We start from the raw sequence: 18,354 nt of genomic DNA, 5'->3' as shown, positions 1-18,354 counted from the left end.
GGGCGAGTAGCTTGGCGGCATGCGTTTCGATCGCTACACCGTGATCCTGCTGACGCTGCGCCCGGACGCGCCGTCCATGACGGACGACGAGGCCGCCGACCTGCAGGACCGCCATCTCGCCCACGGCGCCGACCTACAGGACCGTGGTCTGGTGCTGGCCCGCGGTCCGCTGGTCGACCAGGACGACGAGAGCTTCCGCGGCTTCTCGATCTGGTCGGTCGACGCCGCGACCGCCCGCCAGCACGCCGAAGCCGATCCGGCCGTACGCGCCGGCCGCCTCGCGGTCCAGGTGATGACCTGGATGATGCCGGCAGGCAACCTGCAGTTCTCCCAGGTGCGCGCGCCCCGATCCATCGCCGAGGCAACCGCCGATTAGCGGCGTACTGAAGAACGGGTAGTGGTCGTTGCCCACCCCTCGGGCTCCGCCCGGGCGGACCCTTCGTGAGCTCCGCGGCGGCACCACTACCCGTTCTTCGGTACCGGGACGGGGCGGCCGAACAGGGCCTCGGCTACTGCGGCCAGGTGGGGGCGGAGGTCGGCTTCTGTTGCCTTTGACAACGTTGGGGTGCCGACGGCGGTGCGGAGGATGCCGATGCCGAGCAGCCAGGCGCCGAAGAGCTCGGTCCGGAGGTTCTTGTCTTCGTTGCCTTCGGCAAGCTGTGACAGCACGTCCAGGTAGCCCTCGCAGATCTGCTGCCGCAGCCGGTTCTTGGTGTCCTCGTGACCGGCCGACCGCAGCATCGCGACCAGCGGGTGCTCACCCGCGTACTCCGACCAGTCCTCGAACACGAGCTGATGCAGCAGCTTCGCCGGCAGCTCCTCGACCGGGCCGTCCGGGAGTACGACGGGAGCCGAGGAGCCGGCCATCGCCTCGGTGAACAGCCCCGACTTGGACCCGAAGTACCGGAACACCAGTGCCGGATCCACGCCGACGTCTCCGGCCACGTCCCGCACGCTCGTCCCGTCGTACCCGTCGCGGGCGAACCGGAGCCGCGCGCACTCCAGCAACCGCGCCCGGGTCGCCTCCCGGTCCCGCTTGTGCGCCATCGATCCTCCAAGTCATCGATCGTTGACATGTTATCCGCCGGGCGTCTACGGTCTAAGTCACCGATCGATGACTTAGGAGATGACCCGATATGAAGAACGTCGTGGTGGCCGGCGGGACCACCGGGATGGGGCGCGAGATCGCCCTGCACTACCTGCGTCGCGGCGCGCGCGTGACGGTGATCGGCAGTACGCCGTCCCGCGGCGAGCTGTTCCTTCGCGAGGCGGACGCCCTCGACGGCGAGGCGGCGTACCTGCAGGCCGACCTGCTCTCGATCGCCGAGAACCACCGGGTGATCAAGGAGGTGTCGGCACGTCACGAAGCCCTGGATGCGCTGGTGCTGACCGCGATGCTGCCGTTCGTGAAGCGGCGGGAGACGGTCGACGGGCTCGAGGGCACGTTCATGCTCTACTACCTGAGCCGCTTCATCCTCAGCTACGGCCTGACCGACCTGCTCGAGCGCGGCGAGACGCCGATCATCACAAACCTCGGCGCGACCGGCATCACCAAGGGCGCGGTGAACTGGGACGACCTCCAGTTCACGAAGGGCTACGGCACGGTCCGGGCGACGATGAGTGGTGGCCGCGCGAACGACCTGCTTGCAGTGCACTACCTGCAGAACCATCCCGACGGACGGACGAAGTACTTCGGGGTGCAGCCGCCGTACACGAAGAGCGGCACGAACCACCTGCCGCAGCCCCTCCGGACCGCGGCCCGGGTGAGCGCGGCGCTGTTCGCGAAACCGCCGGCGGAGAGCGTCCAGGACACGCTCGCGGTGATGGACGACCAGCCGGACGAGCGGTTGATCCTGCGCGCGGTCGGCGTACCGGTCGATCCGGCGCTGAAGACGTTCGATCCCGGCGACGCGAAGCGGCTGTACGAGCTGACCGCCGATCTGATCTGAGATCGCGTGTCGATCTGGTCGTGGGCTGCTCGACGTGAGAGTAAGTGATCGACCGAGACGACGAGGAGCAGCAGCGATGCGCTACATGATCATCAACAAGGCGGACGCCGACAGTGAGGCCGGGAAGTTTCCGCCGCCGGAGGTTGCGGAGGGGGTCGGGAATGTGGTCGAGGACCTGTCGAAGGCCGGAGTGCTGCTGTTCGCGGAGGGCGTGCACCGGAGCTCCCTCGGTGCCCGGGTGAAGGTCGAGGCCGGCCGGCGTACGGTCACCGACGGCCCGTTCGCCGAGACCAAGGAACTGGTCGGCGGGATGATCGTCGTCGAGGTCCGCAACCGCGACGAGGCGATCGAGTGGGCCGCCCGGCTGGCCGAGGCGCTCGGCTCCGAGGTCGAGGTACGCCGGGTCGTCGAGGAAGCCGATTTCGGCCCGGACTCGGACGTCTTCCAGAACTGATGTCCATTCGTGCCAACCTCGTTCGTGGAGGTGGCATGAACAACACATTGGTGGTTCCCGAGGCGGAGTTGTACTACGAGGTGCGCGGATCAGGGCCGTTGGTGGTCCTGGTCGGCGCACCGATGGACGCGGACTCGTTCGCACCTCTGGCCGACCTGCTGGCCGACGACTACACAGTGCTGACAACGGATCCGCGCGGGATCAAACGAAGCACCCTCAACCCCGGCGGCACGTCGCGACCCGAGCAGCGGGCCGACGACCTGGCGCGGCTGATCCGGCACGTCGACGCCGGTCCGGCCGTCGTCCTCGGATCGAGCGGGGGAGCGGTCACCGTGCTGGCGCTCACCCAGGAGCACCTGGACGTCGTGCGCGCCGTGATCGCCCACGAGCCGCCGCTGGACAGGCTGGTCGAGGACGGCGAGGAGCTGCTGGCGAAGTCCGAGAAGCTGATGGCCGACTACCTGGCCGGGGATGTCGTCGGCGCGTGGCAGCAGTTCTTCCGGCTGGCGAACCTCGGGGTGCCGGACCAGGTGGTCGAGATGATGTTCAGCGGCGAACGCGACCCGCAGCAGGTCGCGGCCGAGCGGTTCTGGTTCTCGCACGAGATGCGCGAGACGATCACCTGGACGCCGGACCTGGACAAACTGCGCACGGCGAACGTCGTCGTCGGGATCGGCGAGGAGTCGACCGGTCAGCTGTGCGACCGGACCTCGACGGCGCTGGCCGAGCAGCTCGGAATCGAGCCGACCCACTTCCCCGGCGGTCACACCGGCTTCGCCGACCAGCCCGAGCAGTTCGCGAAGGCGCTACGCGCTCAGCTGGTCGAGGTGGGTTTCGACCCAGGTGCGCAGCGCGCCTAGCGGCTTCGACACGCTCCGGCCGACGTCGGTCAGCGAGTACTCGACGTGCAACGGCACCGCCGGGAAGATCTCCCGGTCGACGAACCCGTTGTCCTCCAGCCGCCGCAGCGTCTGGGTCAGCACCTTCGGGCTGATTCCCTGCAATCGCCGCTGCAGCTCACCGAACCGCAGGGGGCCGTCCTCGAGCGCACCGATCGCGAGGGCGGCCCACTTGTTCGCCAGTAGATCGAGAACGTCCCGGCACGGGCACTGCGCCGCATAGACGTCGTGCTTGTCGTGGGCGCCGGTCGTGCACTTGGTCGTCATACTTCCCAAAAGGTAGCAGTAGTCCTTGCGGGAAACTAGGGCCCTGGGGATAGCTTCCCGGTCCATGAGAGCCATCAGTCAAGACACGTACGGCGGACCCGAGGTCCTCGAGCTGATCGACACCGCCCGGCCGGAGCCGTTGCCCACCGAGATCCTGGTCCGTGTCGAGGCCGCCGGGGTGAACCCCGTGGACGCCAAGACCCGAGCCGGCCAGGGGGTGGCGGGAGTGCTCGGCGAGCCGCCGTTCATCCTCGGCTGGGACGTCAGCGGCGTTGTCGAGGCGGTCGGACACGGCGTCCACACGCTTGCCGTCGGCGACGAGGTCTGCGGGATGCCGTGGTTCCCGCGGGCGGCGTCCGCGTACGCCGAGTACGTGACCGCGCCGTCCCGGCATTTCGCCCGCAAGCCCGCCAATCTCAGTCACCTCGAGGCGGCCGCGGTCCCGCTGGCCGGGCTCACGGCGTACCAGATCCTGACCGCGCTGGCCGGCGTCGAGAAGGGTCAGCGGGTGCTTGTCCACGCCGCCGCCGGCGGCGTCGGCCACCTGGCCGTGCAGATCGCCAAGGAGCTCGGTGCGTACGTCCTCGGTACGGCGAGCGCCGGCAAGCACGAGTGGCTCCGCGGACTCGGCGCGGACGAGCTGATCGACTACCACTCGCAGGCGCTTGCCGAGGCGACCGGAGACCTCGATGTCGTGGTCGATCTGGTCGGGACCGAGGCGACGTTGGCGCAATCAATTGCTGTCACGAGGCCGGGCGGCCTGGTGGTCGCCGTACCGTCCGGGAGTCCGCAGGCGGTGGTTGACCGGGCCGCTAAGTCGGGTGTTCGGGTCGCGTCGTTCCTGGTCGAGCCCGACGGTCACGCGCTCGGTGAGATCGCCGAACTGATCGAGAGCGGCGCCGTCCGGATCGAGGTCGAGGAGGTGTTCCCGCTCGCCGAGGCGGGCGTGGCACACCGGCGCCTGGAGGACGGCCGGACCCGCGGGAAGCTGGTGCTCGCGGTTCGGTGAGACTCGCTCGTGGGTCGCTGGGTGGAGTATGTGAAGCTGGGGGTGTCCGGGACGTACGCCGGGGTGTGACGGCGGTCGGACCGGGCACCGGTCGGTGGTGGCGCGTTCGCCCGCGTGTTGCCTTGACCTCAACCGTGGTTGAAGTTTCAAGCTGGTGCCGCTGAAACAGGACATCGGAGATATCGGCCCTCGGTGGGCCCCGACGAAGGAGCAGAGTTGACCACGTACACGCTTCCCGATCTTCCCTACGACTACAGCGCGCTCGCGCCGAGTATCGCCGGCGAGATCATGGAGCTGCACCACGACAAGCACCACGCGACCTACGTGAAGGGTCTGAACGACACCCTGGACAAGCTGGCCGAGGCCCGCGACAAGGGTGACTTCGGTTCGATCGTCGGGCTGGAGAAGACGCTCGCCTTCAACCTCGGCGGGCACGTCAACCACTCGATCTTCTGGAAGAACCTGTCCCCGGACGGCGGCGACAAGCCGGACGGCGAGCTCGGCGCCGCGATCGACGAGTTCTTCGGCTCGTTCGACGCGTTCCAGGCGAACTTCACCGCCAGCGCGACCACGATCCAGGGCTCCGGCTGGGCCATCCTCGGCTGGGACGCCCTCGGCAGCCGGCTGCTGATCCACCAGCTCTACGACCAGCAGGGCAACCTGCCGGCCGGCCAGACCCCGATCGCGATGCTGGACATGTGGGAGCACGCGTTCTACCTGCAGTACAAGAACGTGAAGCCGGACTACGTCAAGGCCTGGTGGAACGTCGTCAACTGGGCCGACGCCCAGGCCCGCTTCGACGCGGCCCGCTCCGGCGCCGGCGCGCTGATCACCGGCGCCTGACGAACGACGAAGTACGACGAAGGGCGTCCGGCTCCGGCCGGACGCCCTTCGCGCTGTTCAGGCACAGAAGCCGGCGATCACCGGAGCGATCGCGGTGGCCTTGATCATGTGATTCTGACCCGGTACTTCGGTGTGCCCGGCGCCCGGCACCGCGTCGGCCAGCGCCCGGGTGGACGCCTTCATCCAGGCCGGGCTCTTGCCGCCGTTCACCACCCGCACCGGCTGCGAGATCGACGCCCACTGGGCCGCGTCCATCGGTTCGCCGAAGCAGTTGTCGCCGAGGATCCGCGCGTCGTACGGGATCGTGTGGGCCATCGCCTTCATCGGCTTCCAGGCCGGCATCAGCTTCATCATCGTGACGAAGATCCCCGGCAACCCGATCCCCTTGGTGAAGAAGTACCTGATCGCGTCGCCCGGCTCGAGCGCCTCCAGGTCGGCGACCCAGGTGCGCGGGATCCGGGTCCGGCTGTCGTCGACGACGTACGGCGGCTCGAACGCGACCAGCTTCTCGATCGGCAGCCCGGCCGCCGCGGCCCGGAGCGCGAGCGCCGCGCCGGACGACGAGCCGTAGACGTACGCCGACCCGCCGGCCGCCTCGATCACGGCCGCGAGGTCCTCGAGCTCCCGGTCGACCTCGTACGCGCCGGTGTCGCCGGAGTCGCCCCGGCCGCGCCGGTCGTAGTTGTAGACGGTGAACCGGTCGGCGAGCGCGTCGGCGACCGCGGGCATCGGGCCCTGCGCGCGGGAGCAGAGCGCGCCGTCGACGAGGACGAGCGCCGGCCCGTTCCCGCGCCGGTCGTAGGCGATGGTGGTGCCGTCCTTCGATACGACGGTGTCCATGGTGATTCCTCCTGGTGGGTGACGATCTCACCACTGCGTCGAGCGCCTACGACCCCCATCGACCATCTGTGATGTAGATCACTCGCGGGAGGGATCAGCAGGCGGCAGCGCGCTCGAGGAGGAGTTTGCGCTCGCGCTCGTTGCGGGTCAGCGCGGCCGCCTTCTCGAACTCCTCGCGGGCCTCGGCCAGCCGGCCGAGTTTGAAGAGGAGATCGCCGCGCACGCTCGGCAGCAGGTGGTAGTCCTTCAGTGACGGGTCGTCGGCCAGTGCGTCCACGGCCTCCAGCCCACGCTCCGGACCGAACGCCATCGAGATCGCGACCGCTTGGTTGAGCTCGACCACCGGCGACGGCGTGACCTGCGCGAGCACGGCGTACAGGCCGGCGATCCGGGCCCAGTCGGTGTCCTCCGGTATGGCGGCCCGCGCGTGGCAGGCCGCGATCGCGGCCTGGAGGAGGTACGGGCCGGGCGGTTTCTCCAGCGCCCAGGCGCGGTCGATCCCTTCGAGTCCGCGGCGGATCAGCAGCCGGTCCCAGCGGCGGCGGTCCTGGTCGAGCAGCAGCACCGGCTCGCCGTCCGGTCCGACCCGGGCGTTGGCCCGGGACGACTGCAACTCCATCAGCGCCAGCAGGCCGAGTACTTCGGGTTCGGTCGGCATCAGTTCCGCGAGGAGCCGACCGAGCCGCATCGCCTCGTTGCACAGCGACGGACGCATCCAGTCGTCGCCCGCGGTCGCGGAGTACCCCTCGTTGTAGATGAGGTAGACGACCTCGAGGACCGACGACAACCGCTCCAGCAGGTCCGGCCCGGACGGCACCTCGAACTCGACGCCGGCCTTGGCCAGGTTGCGCTTGGCCCGGACGATCCGCTGCGCGATCGTCGGCTCCGGGGCCAGGAACGCGCGCGCGATCTCGTCGGTCTTGAGACCACCGAGCAGCTTCAGCGTCAGCGACACCCGGGCGTCCGTGGTCAGCACCGGGTGGCAGGCGGTGAAGACCAGCCGCAGCAGGTCGTCCTCGATGTGGTCCTCGAGGATCGCCTCGACGTCGTCCTCGACGCTGTCGCCGTCGATCTCGAGCTCGTGCCCCATCTCGGCGAGCTTGCGCTGGTACGTGTCCTTGCGCCGGATCAGGTCGATCGCCCGGCGCTTGGCGATCGCCATCAGCCAGGCCCCCGGATTGTTCGGTACGCCGGACTGCGGCCACTGCTCCAACGCCGCCACCAACGCGTCCTGCGCGAGCTCTTCGGCCAGCCCCACGTCCCGCACGATCCGCGCGACACCCGCGATGATCCGCGCCGACTCGATCCGCCAGACCGCGTCGACCGCCCCGTGCGCCTCGGTAACCGTCACCCCGCCACTGTAGACAGGTACGCGGTCGTCCGGGCCTGTTCCTCCGGGGTGCCGATCGGGGCCAGCATGAGGTCGGTCGCGCCGGTGTCGCGGACGCGGTCGAGCTGCTTGCGGATCGACGGCTCGTCACCCACGATCAGTACGTCGGCCGGCCCGTCGACACCTTCCCGGTCGAGCATCGCGCGGTACTCCGGAACCTGCCCGGCCAGCGCGAACTGCTCCGCGAAGCGCGCCCTGGCTGCGTCCTCGGCGGACGTCAGACACGCACCAAGCCCCGCCACGATACGCGGACTGCGGCTGCCGGAGGCTCGAGTGATCGACGGTACGACGTGCTTGCTCAGTGTCTGAGGTCCGGTCATCCAGGTGATCGTGCCGTCGGCGAGCTCGCCCGCGACCTTGAGCATCGCGGGACCGAGCGCGGCCAGCAGCACCGACGGCGCCTCGGCCCCGGGCAGGTCGATCGCGCCGGAGGCGACGTAGTACTCGCCGTGATGGTCGACCGCCTCGCCGCGGAGGAGTGGTCGCAGCACCTGCAGGTATTCACGGAGACGTCGGGCCGGACGGTCGGTCGGCAGTCCGTACATCGTGCTGACCATCCGGGCGATGCCGGCGCCGATGCCGAGCGTGAGGCGATTGCCGACCGCGGCCTGCACGGTCAACGCCTGCTTGGCGAGTACGAGCGGGTGTCGCTGGGGGAACGGCACGACCGCGGTGCCGAGCTCGATCCCGGGAGCCGTCGGGCCGGCAGCCGCCAACGTGGTGAGTGCGTCCCAGCCGACGCCGTGCGTCACCCACGCGGTGCCGACACCGGCTCCGGCTGCTTCCTGGATCTGGCGGGTGATCTCCGGCAGATGGGCGGGTCCGCGGACATCGCCGAAGGCCAAACCGATGCGCATATGGGTCTCCTCGGAGTTTAAGTGGGGTGGCCCCCCGTTTATCAACCGCTACGATATGGGGGACCACCCCACTTACGTCAAGGGACGGCGAAGAGATGCGTGCTGATGCTCAGCGGAACCGTGACCGGCTGGTTGCGGTCGCGGCCGAGGTGGTCGCCGAGCAGGGTGCGGACGCGTCGCTGGAGGAGATCTCACGCCGCGCCGGCGTCGGATCGGCGACCCTGCACCGGCACTTCGGCGGCCGGATCAGCTTGCTGGAGGAGGTGTTCCGGAGCAGCGTCGACGCGGTCTGCGCGCAGGCCGTCGAGCTGCTCGACGCCCCGGATCCCTTGCGGGCGTTGACGAGCTGGCTCCACGCGATGGTCCGGCACGCGACCAGTAGCCGCGGTCTCGCGACCGTGCTGGTGATGAGCGGGGACTGCGGTTCGGACACGCACGCGCGGGTGATCGCGGCCGGCCGGACGCTGCTCGAGCGCGCTCAGGAGGCCGGCGCCGTACCCGCGGATGTCCGGATCGAGGACCTGCTGAAGCTGGTCAACGGCATCTCACTGGCCAGCGGCGAGGACTCCGCCCAGGCCGACCGATTGCTCACGCTGGCAATGCGGGGGATAGCACCGGCTCCGGCCTAATAGACTTCGGTCCGAAAACCCCCGGAAGATGGCTTGAGGTTTGCTGTGCTCACCATGCAGGATGCGCTGCTGGCGCTGACGAAGTACTGGACCGACCGGGGCTGCATGGTCGTGCAGCCGTTCAACACCGAGGTCGGGGCCGGAACGCTGAACCCGGCGACCATCCTGCGGGTGCTCGGTCCCGAGCCGTGGCGGGTGGCGTACGTCGAGCCGAGCGTCCGGCCGGACGACAGCCGCTACGGCGAGAACCCGAACCGCCTGCAGACCCACACCCAGTTCCAGGTGGTGCTCAAGCCGGATCCGGGCGACCCGCAGGAGCTGTTCCTGGAGAGCCTGACCGCGCTCGGGATCGACATCCACGCGCACGACGTCCGGTTCGTCGAGGACAACTGGGCCAACCCGGCGACCGGTTCCTGGGGGCTGGGCTGGGAGGTCTGGCTGGACGGCCTGGAGATCACCCAGTTCACGTACTTCCAGCAGGCCGGCGGCATGAGCCTCGATCCGGTGTCGGTGGAGATCACCTACGGCATCGAGCGGATCATGATGGCGCTGCAGGGCGTCTCGCACTTCAAGGACATCGCCTACGCGCCCGGCATCTCGTACGGCGAGGCGTTCGGCCAGGCGGAGTACGAGATGAGCCGGTACTACCTCGACGACGCCGACGTGGAGTCGCAGAAGCGGCTGTTCGAGGAGTACGCGAACGAGGCCCGCCGGATGATCGACGACCGCCTCCCGGTGCCCGCGCACATCCAGGTACTGCGGTGCTCGCACACCTTCAACGTCCTCGACGCCCGCGGCGCCGTCAGTACGACGGAACGCGCGAAGGCCTTCGGCCGGATGCGCACGCTCGCCCGTGAGGTGTCCCGGCTGTGGGCCGAGCGCCGCGAGGAGCTGAAGTACCCGCTGGGTCTGGCCGAGCTCCCGCCGGCCGCCGCCGAGCCGACCGAGTTCCCGGCGATCACCGGGACGCGGCAGCTGACCTTCGAGATCGGCACCGAGGAGATGCCGCCGTCCGAGGTCACCAAGACGGCCGAGGCCGTGCGGTCCGCGCTGGAGGAGAAGCTCGGCGCCACCCGGCTCGGCCACGGCGCGATCACGACGTACGCGACTCCGCGCCGTGTCGTCGCCTTTGTCGCCGAGGTACAGGCCAGTGAGCCGGATGCCGAGCGCGTAGTCCGTGGTCCGCGGAAGTCGGCCGGGTACGACGCCGACGGCAACGTCACGAAGGCCGCCGCCGGGTTCGCCCGCGGTCAGAAGGTCGACCCCAGCGAGCTGCACGACCTGGACGTCGACGGCGTCGAGTACGTCGCGGTGACGAAGCCGGACCCGGGTCGCGGTGCGGCCGAGGTCCTGAGCGGCGTACTGAGCGAGATCGTGACCGGTCTCCGCTCCGACAAGAACATGCGCTGGAACGACGCCAAGCTGTCCTTCACCCGCCCGATCCGCTGGCTCGTCGCGCTGCTCGGCGACCAGGTGGTTCCGGTCTCGGTGTCGACGCTCGCCGCCGGCCGGACCACGCGGGTCCACCGGACCGCGGCGCCGCCGAAGGTCGAGATCGCCTCGGCCGAGGGGTACCTCGATCTGCTCCGGATCCACGGCATCGAGGCCGACCCGGCCAAGCGCCGCGCGCAGATCGTCGCCGCGGCGACCGAGCTGGCCAAGGGTGTCAACGGCACTGTCGACTTCGAGGGCGAAGCCGCGCTCGTGGACCAGATCGTCAACCTGATCGAGGAGCCGACGTCGATCCTCGGCGGTTTCGCCGCGGACTACCTCGAGCTGCCGAGCGAGATCCTGACGACGGTGATGCGCAAGCACCAGCGGTACCTGCCGGTGCGCGACGCCGACGGCAAGCTGCTGCCCCATTTCGTTGCCGTGGCCAACGGCTCTGTGGACGAGGACGTGGTGCGCGCCGGCAACGAGGGTGTACTGCGGGCCCGGTACGAGGACGCCGCCTTCTTCTGGCGGGCCGACCTGGAGACGCCGCTGGAGTCGATGAAGGGCGAGCTGGAGAAGCTGGCCTTCGAGGAGCGCCTCGGATCGATGGCCGACCGTGCGGGCCGGATCGGCCGGATCGCGCTGGCCCTGGCCGACAAGGTGGAGCTGGACGGCGACGAACTGACCACGCTGAAGCGGGCGGCCGAGCTGGCGAAGTTCGACCTGGGCTCGCAGATGGTGGTCGAGCTGACCAGCCTGGCCGGCACCATGGCTCGCGAGTACGCGCGTCGCGCCGGGGAGACCGAGGGTGTTGCCCAGGCGCTGTTCGACATGGAGCTGCCGCGGTCTGCCGGTGACCCGGTCCCGTCGACGACTCCGGGTGCGCTGCTCGCGCTCGCCGACCGCTTCGACCTGCTGGCCGGACTGTTCGGTGTAGGCGCGAAGCCGACCGGAAGCTCGGACCCGTTCGCGCTGCGGCGTGCGGCCGGCGGTGTGGTCGCGATCCTGCGTGAGCACCCGGAGCTCAGGGCGATCACCCTGGAAACCGGTCTGCGGGCGGCGGCCGCGGAGATCGGTGCCCAGGGCATCGACGTACCGGCGGAGTCGCTGGACGAGGTGGCCGAGTTCACCGTCCGGCGGTACGAGCAGCAGCTGCTCGACCGGGGCGACGATCACCTCCAGGTCGCCGCAGTGTTGCCGTTGGCAACTGCTCCGGCGGCGGCCGACGAAACGCTGAAGACCCTGCAGGGCCTGGTCGGCAACAGTGACTTCGCCGATCTGGTCGCCGTGCTCCAGCGGGTCCGCCGGATCGTCCCGGAGGGCACCGAGGCGTCGTACGACCCGAGCAAGCTGACCGAGCCGGCCGAGGTCGTGCTGCACGAGGCGGTCCAGAAGATCGGTCAGGCGCCGACCGGCCTGGCCGACTTCGTCGCCGCCGCGTCGGTCCTGGTCGAGCCGGTCAACGCCTTCTTCGACGAGATCCTCGTGATGGCGAAGGAGCCGGACATCCGGGCCGCGCGGCTCGGTCTGCTCGCCACGATCAGCCAACTCGCCGCCCCGGTTCTCGACTGGCAGGCCCTGGGTACAAGTCTCAGCCCGACCGAGTGAGGTTTCCGCATGACCTTGACCCCCGCTGAGGTTGCCGAGCGGTCGGAGGCGTTCGCGCCGAGGTTGCGTGAGCATCTGGCGCCGACGCCGTTCGTTCCGTACAGCGCGTTCGGTGAGGACCTCGGCGCCGAGTTGCTGGTGAAGTGTGAGCACCTGCAGCGGACGGGGTCGTTCAAGGCGCGGGGGGCGATGGCGAAGATCCTCACGCTGACCGACGCGGAACGGTCGGCCGGGGTGGTGACCGCATCGACCGGTAACCACGGGCTGGGGGTCGGCAATGCGCTGGCGACGCTCGGCGGGCACGGGATCGTGTACCTGCCGGAGACCGCGTCGCCGAGCAAGGTCGCGGCGCTGCGCCGGCTCGGTCTCGAACTACGGGCCGAGGGCAACGATTCCGGCGTACTCGAACCCAAGGCGCGGGCGTATGCGGCCGAGCACGGGCTGACCTACGTCCCGCCGTACAACGATCCGGACATCATCGCCGGGCAGGGGACCGTGGCGGTCGAGATCGTCGAGCAGCTCGCGAGTCGGCCGCTCGACGCGGTCGTGGTGTCGGTCGGTGGCGGCGGGCTGATCAGCGGGGTTGCCGCGGTACTGAAGAAGCAGCTGCCCGGGATCCGGGTGTACGGCGCTCAGCCGGCCGTCGACGATGCGATGGCGGCATCCGTGCGGGCCGGCGAGATCGTCCAGATCGACGCCCGGCAGACGTTGTCGGACGGTACGGCGGGCAGCGTCGAGCCGGGCAGCATCACGTTCGACCTGTGCCGCGAACTGGTCGACGACTGGGTGCTGGTCGAGGAGGACGCGATTCGCGAGGCGCTGCGCCTCGTCATCGACACCGAGCACCAGCTGATCGAGGGGTCGGCGGCGCTGGCGTTCGCGGCAGCCCGTCAACGCCGTACCGAACTGGCCGGCAAGCGGGTCGCGGTCGTGTCCTGCGGCGGGAACATGTCGTCGTCGACTTTAGAGGTCGCGCTCGGAGGTGGAGCCTGCTACGCGCCGCCCCACGGCGCACTGGGCGGCGTTGTCGTCGGTCGACAGGACTCCGTCCTGCCTCCCTCCTCCGCCTTGCCCAGCACGCCGTGGGACGACGCTCGCGACGGCTCCACCTCCGAGCGCGACCTCTAGGCGGCCGCGCTTGCGTGAGCTCGTCGTTCTCGGGACCGGCAGCCAGGTGCCGTCCCGGGAACGCACGCAGAACGGGTACTTCCTGCGCTGGGACAACGAGGGTTTCCTCTTCGACCCGGGGGAGGGCACCCAGCGGCAGATGCTGTACGCCGGGGTCGCGGCCGGGGCGATCACCCGCTTGTGCATCACGCATTTCCACGGCGATCACTGTCTCGGGATGCCGGGAATCGTGCAGCGCTTGTCGCTGGACGACGTACCGCATCCGGTCCGCGCGCACTACCCGGCCTCCGGCCAGAAGTACTTCACGCGTTTGCGGTACGCCGCGTCGTTCTTCGAGCGGGCCGAATTGCTCGAGGAGCCGGTGGAGGAGGACGGGCTGCTGTCGGTCGGCTCGTTCGGGCAACTGTGGGCGCGCCGCCTGGAGCATTCGGTGGACTCGTTCGGATACCAGTTGATCGAGCCCGACGGCCGCCGGATGCTGCCGGACAGACTGGCTGCTCACGGCATCGTTGGTCCGGCCATCGGTCGGCTCCAGCAGGCCGGGTCTCTCCAGGTGGACGGCCGCACCGTGCGGATCGAGGACGTCAGCGAACCGCGGCCGGGCCAACGGTTCGCGTTCATCATGGACACCCGGTTGTGCGAGAACGTACTGCGCCTGGCCGAGGACGCGGACCTGCTCGTGATCGAGTCGACCTACCTGTCCGCGGAAGCCGATCTGGCCCGTCGTTTCGGGCATTTGACAGCCTGCCAGGCTGCTCGCGTGGCGGCCGAATGCGGCGTACGCAAACTGGTCCTGACGCACTTTTCCCAGCGTTATCAGGAACCTGAGCGTTTTCTCAGCGAAGCCGCCGAGGAGTTCTCCGGCGAGATCGTGGTCGCCTCCGATCTGAGTCGTACTCCGGTTCCGCCCCGCCACTAGGGCGAACAATGCATGACGAGAAGGCCAACACGGCTCAACTCGGGTGATCGCAGGATTAGCATTACCGGCGAATGGAAATGCCGATCACCAGGAGCAATCTCTCGTGCGCACTCCCCGTCCGCTACCGGCCGCACTCGCGCTGGTCGGTGTAGGCGCGGTGGTTGCCGTGGCGGTGTGGCGGCCCTGGGAGGGCTCGGCAGGCGCGGCCAACGCCGCCAGTCGTCCACCTCAGGTCACGGTGTCCCGCAGTGCGTGCGGCCAGGGCTGGACTGATCCGAAGGCCGGTCGGCAGACCATCACCCTGCACAACGGCGGAGACGCGTCCGCCGAGGTCGATCTCGTCGACGTCGACAGCAACAAGGTGTACGGCGAGGTGGAGGGTCTCGGCCCGGACACCAGCGCGCCGATGGACGTACAGCTCGGCGCCGGCCGCTACGCGATCCGCTGCCTGATCGAGGACACCGACACGATCACCGGCCCGACGGTCACCGTCTCGGGTGACGGGAAGGCCGGCCCGGCCGTGGTCCCCGTGACCAAGAACGACATGCTGCCGCTGGTGAAGCAGTACCAGGCCGCGGTCGCCACCGGCGTCGCCGGCCTGGTGGTCAAGACGGACAAGCTGCGCGCCGACGTGGACGCCGGGAACCTGGCCGCCGCCCGCACCGACTGGCTGCCCGCACACCTGGCGTACAACTCGCTCGGCGCCGCGTACGACGCGTTCGGCGACTTCGCGGACAAGATCGACGGATCGGGCGGCTTCCACCCGTTGGAGAAAGGCCTGTGGCACAACGCCTCCGCCGCGAGCCTGAAGCCGATCGCGGACCAGCTCGCGGCCGACGTACACGGCCTGCAGCAGGACCTGCCCAACGAGCAGGTCGATCCGAACGATCTCGGGCTCCGCGCCCACGAGATCATGGAGAACGCACTGCAGTTCGAGCTGACCGGTGAGCACGACCAGGGCAGCGGTACGTCGCTGAACACCGCACTGGCCAACCTGAACGGTACGGCGGCCGTGCTGGCCATCCTCGACCCGGTCCTCAAGCCCCGCGATCCGGACCTGCCCCAGGTACAGAAGTGGGAAGCCCGCGTGCGTGCGCTGCTGACTGCGCACCAGAACACCCCGGTTGCCCAGCTGGACCAGAAGACCCGCGAGCAGCTCAACGGCGCGGTCGGCGAATTGCTGGAGAGGCTCGCTCCCGTCGCTGCCATCTGTGACGTCCGGAGGGCTGGATGACCGGCTTCGACCGCCGCTCGTTCCTGCGCGGCACGCTGGCCGGCGCCGGTGCAGCCGCGGTGACCGGTGTCGGGGCGGCAGCACTGGCAGGCTCGACAGCAGCCGCCGCTTCGGCGACCGCTGTGCCGTTCCACGGCGTACATCAGGCAGGCATCACCAACGACCCGCAGAAGCAGGCGATCTTCGCGTCGTTCGACGTGATCGCGGCCGACAAGGCCGAGCTCACCGAGCTGTTCACGACGATCACGGACCGGGCGAGACTGCTGACCGCGGGCGGTGCGCTTCCGCCGCTGGGGATCACCGGTCCGCCGGCCGATTCCGGCGTACTCGGTCCGGACATGCCGGGTGACGATCTGACGGTCACCGTCGGCGTCGGGGCGTCGCTGTTCGACGCGCGGTACGGGCTCAACGATCGCAAACCGGCGAAGTTGAAGCCGATGAAGGAGTTCCCCAACGACAGCCTGGACGAGAGCCAGTGCCACGGGGATCTGAGCCTGCAGCTGTGCGCGACCGAGAGTGACACCGTGCTGCACGCGCTGCGCGACATCGCCCGGCACACCCGCGGTGCGATGCAGTTGCGGTGGCGGGTCGACGGATTCCAGAGCCCGCCGCGGCCGTCCGGGACGCAACGCAATCTGATGGGCTTCAAGGACGGCATCGTCAAGCCGGCCGCCGCCGACCACGACAAGCTCGTGTGGGTCGGCAAGGGCAACGGCGAACCGGCCTGGACCGAGGGCGGCAGTTACCAGGTGCTGCGGCAGATCCGGATGCTGGTCGAGTTCTGGGACCGGGTATCGGTCGGCGAGCAGGAGAACATGTTCGGCCGCCGCAAGGACTCCGGCGCACCGCTGGACGGCAACCGCGAGACCGACCTCCCGGACTATCCGGCCGATCCGACCGGCGGCGCGATCCCGTTGACCAGCCACATCCGGATGGCCAACCCGCGGACGCCGGCGACCGCGGCCAGCCAGTTCCTGCGCCGCGGCTACAACTACGACAAGGGCACCGACTCGGTCGGGGACCTGGACATGGGGCTGTTGTTCTGCTGCTACCAGCAGGACATCGCCCGGCAGTTCGAAGCCGTACAGACCCGGCTGATCGACGAGCCACTCGTCGACTACATCCGGCCGGTCGGTGGCGGCTACTTCTTCGTGCTTCCCGGTGTTTGGGACGGCAACGACCACTTCGGGCGGTCGTTGCTCGCATGATTTACCCAAGAGGAGAAGGCATGCGCGCAAGACTCCGTGTGCTCGCTACGGCCGGTGTGGCCGCGACGAGCCTGTTGCTGGTCGCCTGTAGCGGCGGCGGCACCAATCAGGGCGTCGCCAGTGGGGGCGGCAGCAAGGGGAGTGTGAGCAGTCAGGGCGGTAGCGCACAGGTGGGCGACGCCGCCTTTTCGTTCCCGACGGTCCACCCGTCGACGCCGATCCAGCACGTCGTGGTGATCTTCGGCGAGAACATCTCGTTCGACCACTACTTCGGCACCTACCCGAACGCGACCAACACCGACGGCACGCCGTTCAAGGCCGCCCGGAACACGCCCAAGGTGAACGGGCTGTCGAAGAAGCTGCTGACGAACAACCCGAACGCGTACAACCCGAAGCGGCTGTCGCCGTCGCAGGCGATGACCTGCGACCAGAACCACGGCTACGGTCCGGAGCAGAAGGCCGTCAACGGCGGCAAGGACGACAAGTTCGTCGAGAACACCGAGACCGACAAGTGCACCGGACAGCCGGTGCTGTTCGGTGAGCCGGGCCTGGTGATGGACTACTTCGACGGCAACACCGTCACCGCGATGTGGAACTACGCCCAGCACTACTCGCTGAACGACAACTCGTTCGGCACGGTCTACGGCCCGTCCACCCCGGGCGCGCTGAACCTGATCGCCGGCCAGACCCACGGGGGTCAGGCCGTCGACCCGAAGACCGGTAAGCCGACCACCGACGCGTACGCCGTGCAGTCGCCGGACAAGAACGGGATCGGCACGATCACCAACGACCCCGACCCGTACTACGACGACTGCTCGAACAACAACGGCAAGTCGACGAACAACCTGGCCGTGATGCACGGGCAGAACATCGGCGACCTGCTGAACCAGAAGCACGTCACCTGGGGCTGGTTCCAGGGCGGCTTCAAGCCGACCGGCACCGTCGACGGCAAGGCCGTCTGCGGCGCGACGCACAACAACGTCGGCGGCATCGCGGCGGTGGACTACAGCCCGCACCACTCGCCGTTCCAGTACTACAAGTCGACGTCGAACCCGAAGCACCTGCCGCCGACGTCGGTGAAGGCGATCGGCCACACCGACCAGGCCAACCATCAGTACGACACCTCGGACTTCGACGCGGCCCTTGCGGCCGGCAACCTGCCGGCGGTCAGCTTCCTGAAGGCCGGTGAGTACCAGGACGGGCACGCCGGATACTCCGACCCGCCGGACGAGCAGGCGTTCATCGTCAAGGAAATCAACCAGCTGCAGAAGTCGAAGGAGTGGTCCTCGACCGCGGTCGTCCTGGCCTACGACGACTCCGACGGCTGGTACGACCACGTCACGCCGCCGAGCGTGAACGGCTCCAAGGACGCCGCGCTCGACCAGGCCGCACTGTGCGGCAAGAAGCCGGTGGCCGGTGGCTACGCCGACCGCTGCGGTTACGGCCCGCGCCTGCCGCTGCTGGTGGTCTCGCCGTACGCGAAGACCAACCACGTCGACCATGCGCTGACCGACCAGTCCTCGATCCTGAAGTTCATCGAGGACAACTGGCGCACCGGACGGATCGGTGACCACTCGTTCGACCAGCGCGCCGGCAGCCTGAACAGCATGTTCAACTTCTGGCAGCGCCCGAGCAAGGCCAAGCTGATCCTCGACCCGAAGACCGGGGCCGTCGTCCGCTGAGCTG

Annotated in this window: 18 protein-coding genes; 13 read left to right on the top strand and 5 right to left on the bottom strand. The window is 69.1% G+C overall.

Going from position 1 to position 18,354, the window contains the following annotated elements:
- The first annotated feature begins 19 nt into the window (after positions 1–19).
- Complete coding sequence (locus OHA10_RS04210; RefSeq protein ID WP_371404858.1) at positions 20–376, top strand: YciI family protein; 357 nt, start codon at positions 20–22, stop codon at positions 374–376.
- 86 nt (positions 377–462) lie between these two features.
- Here the strand turns inward: OHA10_RS04210 and OHA10_RS04205 are convergent, their stop codons facing one another.
- Positions 463–1,047, bottom strand: coding sequence for a TetR/AcrR family transcriptional regulator (locus OHA10_RS04205; RefSeq protein ID WP_371404857.1), 585 nt, complete (start codon positions 1,045–1,047; stop codon positions 463–465).
- A gap of 89 nt (positions 1,048–1,136) precedes the next feature.
- Between OHA10_RS04205 and OHA10_RS04200 the strand changes: the two genes are divergently transcribed.
- From OHA10_RS04200 to OHA10_RS04190, 3 genes are all read left to right on the top strand, one after another.
- Positions 1,137–1,949, top strand: coding sequence for an SDR family NAD(P)-dependent oxidoreductase (locus tag OHA10_RS04200; RefSeq protein WP_371404856.1), 813 nt, complete (start codon positions 1,137–1,139; stop codon positions 1,947–1,949).
- Between the two features lie 76 nt (positions 1,950–2,025).
- Positions 2,026–2,403, top strand: coding sequence for a YciI family protein (locus OHA10_RS04195; protein WP_371404855.1), 378 nt, complete (start codon positions 2,026–2,028; stop codon positions 2,401–2,403).
- Between the two features lie 35 nt (positions 2,404–2,438).
- The gene (locus OHA10_RS04190) at positions 2,439–3,263 is read left to right on the top strand and encodes an alpha/beta fold hydrolase (RefSeq protein ID WP_371404854.1); all 825 of its coding nucleotides are present in this window, start codon (positions 2,439–2,441) and stop codon (positions 3,261–3,263) included.
- Here OHA10_RS04190 and OHA10_RS04185 read toward each other — a convergent pair.
- A complete protein-coding gene (locus OHA10_RS04185) occupies positions 3,210–3,569 on the bottom strand; it encodes a winged helix-turn-helix transcriptional regulator (protein WP_371404853.1) in 360 nt (119 codons plus the stop codon). The genes OHA10_RS04190 and OHA10_RS04185 overlap by 54 nt on opposite strands.
- Before the next feature lie 64 nt (positions 3,570–3,633).
- Here OHA10_RS04185 and OHA10_RS04180 point away from each other — a divergent pair, with 64 nt between their 5' ends.
- Both OHA10_RS04180 and OHA10_RS04175 read left to right on the top strand, forming a co-directional pair.
- Positions 3,634–4,578, top strand: a complete 945-nt coding sequence (locus tag OHA10_RS04180) for an NADP-dependent oxidoreductase (RefSeq protein ID WP_371404852.1) — start codon at positions 3,634–3,636, stop codon at positions 4,576–4,578.
- A gap of 216 nt (positions 4,579–4,794) precedes the next feature.
- A complete protein-coding gene (locus OHA10_RS04175; RefSeq protein WP_371404851.1) occupies positions 4,795–5,421 on the top strand; it encodes a superoxide dismutase in 627 nt (208 codons plus the stop codon).
- Between the two features lie 57 nt (positions 5,422–5,478).
- On the opposite strand, the gene OHA10_RS04170 is transcribed toward OHA10_RS04175, so the two are convergent.
- From OHA10_RS04170 to OHA10_RS04160, 3 genes are all read right to left on the bottom strand, one after another.
- Positions 5,479–6,261 (bottom strand): alpha/beta fold hydrolase, encoded by a 783-nt coding sequence (locus OHA10_RS04170; RefSeq protein WP_371404850.1) that lies wholly within the window; start codon positions 6,259–6,261, stop codon positions 5,479–5,481.
- A gap of 94 nt (positions 6,262–6,355) precedes the next feature.
- Complete coding sequence (locus OHA10_RS04165) at positions 6,356–7,612, bottom strand: RNA polymerase sigma factor (RefSeq protein ID WP_371404849.1); 1,257 nt, start codon at positions 7,610–7,612, stop codon at positions 6,356–6,358.
- Positions 7,609–8,508, bottom strand: a complete 900-nt coding sequence (locus OHA10_RS04160) for a TIGR03564 family F420-dependent LLM class oxidoreductase (protein WP_371404848.1) — start codon at positions 8,506–8,508, stop codon at positions 7,609–7,611. Before OHA10_RS04160 ends, OHA10_RS04165 begins: the two co-directional genes overlap by 4 nt.
- Positions 8,509–8,603: 95 nt before the next feature.
- Here OHA10_RS04160 and OHA10_RS04155 point away from each other — a divergent pair, with 95 nt between their 5' ends.
- From OHA10_RS04155 to OHA10_RS04125, 7 genes are all read left to right on the top strand, one after another.
- Positions 8,604–9,137 (top strand): TetR/AcrR family transcriptional regulator, encoded by a 534-nt coding sequence (locus OHA10_RS04155; RefSeq protein ID WP_371404847.1) that lies wholly within the window; start codon positions 8,604–8,606, stop codon positions 9,135–9,137.
- Between the two features lie 54 nt (positions 9,138–9,191).
- Complete coding sequence (locus OHA10_RS04150) at positions 9,192–12,179, top strand: glycine--tRNA ligase (RefSeq protein WP_371407899.1); 2,988 nt, start codon at positions 9,192–9,194, stop codon at positions 12,177–12,179.
- A gap of 9 nt (positions 12,180–12,188) precedes the next feature.
- Complete coding sequence (locus OHA10_RS04145; protein WP_371404846.1) at positions 12,189–13,307, top strand: pyridoxal-phosphate dependent enzyme; 1,119 nt, start codon at positions 12,189–12,191, stop codon at positions 13,305–13,307.
- Between the two features lie 10 nt (positions 13,308–13,317).
- A complete protein-coding gene (locus OHA10_RS04140; protein WP_371404845.1) occupies positions 13,318–14,226 on the top strand; it encodes a ribonuclease Z in 909 nt (302 codons plus the stop codon).
- 103 nt (positions 14,227–14,329) lie between these two features.
- Positions 14,330–15,460 carry an EfeM/EfeO family lipoprotein gene (locus OHA10_RS04135; protein WP_371404844.1) on the top strand — a complete coding sequence of 377 codons (1,131 nt, stop codon included), beginning with the start codon at positions 14,330–14,332 and terminating at the stop codon, positions 15,458–15,460.
- Positions 15,457–16,668: an iron uptake transporter deferrochelatase/peroxidase subunit gene (gene efeB, locus OHA10_RS04130; RefSeq protein WP_371404843.1), complete on the top strand. Its 1,212-nt coding sequence runs from the start codon at positions 15,457–15,459 to the stop codon at positions 16,666–16,668. Before OHA10_RS04135 ends, efeB begins: the two co-directional genes overlap by 4 nt.
- A 20-nt stretch (positions 16,669–16,688) precedes the next feature.
- A complete protein-coding gene (locus tag OHA10_RS04125) occupies positions 16,689–18,350 on the top strand; it encodes a phospholipase C (RefSeq protein WP_371404842.1) in 1,662 nt (553 codons plus the stop codon).
- Positions 18,351–18,354 lie beyond the last annotated feature (4 nt).

Source organism: Kribbella sp. NBC_00662 (genome assembly GCF_041430295.1).
Taxonomy (GTDB): Bacteria; Actinomycetota; Actinomycetes; order Propionibacteriales; family Kribbellaceae; genus Kribbella.
This window is presented reverse-complemented; position numbering and strand designations above follow the sequence as displayed.